Below are 1,246 nucleotides of genomic sequence, written 5' to 3'. Positions count from 1 at the left end.
CGCTATAAGACAATCCCCCGTCCCCACGCGGCGAACCACACCATTACTGGCCGAACACCAAGCAGTGATGGCGCAACTGCCCACAACCCTTTCCCGGGATCAGCGCAATAAGATTTCACTATTTCTGCGTCACCTCGAGCAGCAAAGTCTGAGCTGGTCAGCGCTGGCGCCTGCTGCGGGCGAAGTGCGTCCAGCAGCGTTGGAGGCGGCGGTCAACACGGCCATTACGCAACACGGACTTCATCCAGGCGCGCGCGCGGCCATTAACCACGTCTTCAACGTGTTTCTGCAAGGGCCTTCCGGTGTAGTCCGCCTGAGACCTGTGTCGCCCGAACACCAAGCAGTGATGGCGCAACTGCCCACAACCCTTTCCCGGCAACAGCGCAATAAGATTTCACGATTTCTGTGTCACCTCGAGCAGCAGGGTCTGAACTGGTCAACGCTGGCGCCTGCTGCGGGCGAAGTGCGCCCAGCAGCGTTGGAGGCGGTGGTCAATACGGCCATTACGCAACACGGACTTCAGACAAACACGCGCGCGGCCATTAACCACGCCTTCAACTTGGTTCTGCTGGCGCCTTCCGGTGTAGTCCGCCTGATACCTGTGTGGCCCGAACACCAAGCAGTGATGGCGCAACTGCCCACAACCCTTCCCCGGAATCAGCGCAATCGGATTTCACGATTTCTGTGTCACCTTGAGCAGCAGGGTCTGAGCTGGTCAACGCTGGCGCCTGCTGCGGGCGAAGTGCGCCCAGAAGCGTTGGAGGCGGCGGTCAATACGGCCATTACGCAACACGGACTTGATCCAGGCGCGCGCGCGGCCATTAACCACGCCTTCAATGTGGTGCTGCGGGGGCCTTCTGGGCGATGAGTGTAACGACCTGCATTCGAAAACTTCCCGACCTGCAATCAGGTTTTCGACCCGTATTCATTGCGTCCAGCCTAGCGGACTGGCATTAATTGCGACTAAAAAGACTTAGATAGGCAATCCGGCGGCCAGCCTTTTATCGCGCAGCTCGGCTGCCCCTCGCCGGGTCAGGCAGGTTGCCGAACAACAATGTCCTAATCTCGGTAGGCCTGGCATCTTCCACTGAGCCTGCGCAAATGGAATGCAGATCGAAGCGGATAAATGCAGGTTCATTCGCCATTAATCCCGGTTCGCAGGGCCGGATAGACGCAATTAATTCCGGTCGAAAAATGTGCTGATTGCAGGTCGGTGCGTGTATGAATGCAGGTCACTACACTTATC

Annotated in this window: 1 protein-coding gene; it reads left to right on the top strand. The window is 58.1% G+C overall.

The window, feature by feature from the left end:
* On the top strand, window positions 1-868 hold an 868-nt coding region (locus tag WLY71_RS30580), incomplete at its 5' end, for a hypothetical protein (protein WP_347806563.1).
* Between the last annotated feature and the right edge of the window lie 378 nt (window positions 869-1,246).

Origin of the sequence: Pseudomonas rossensis, from assembly GCF_039888995.1 — a bacterium.
GTDB classification, from domain to species: Bacteria; Pseudomonadota; Gammaproteobacteria; order Pseudomonadales; family Pseudomonadaceae; genus Aquipseudomonas; species Aquipseudomonas rossensis.
The sequence above is the reverse complement of the archived record's forward strand: the minus strand, read 5'-3'. Positions and strand labels throughout refer to the sequence as shown.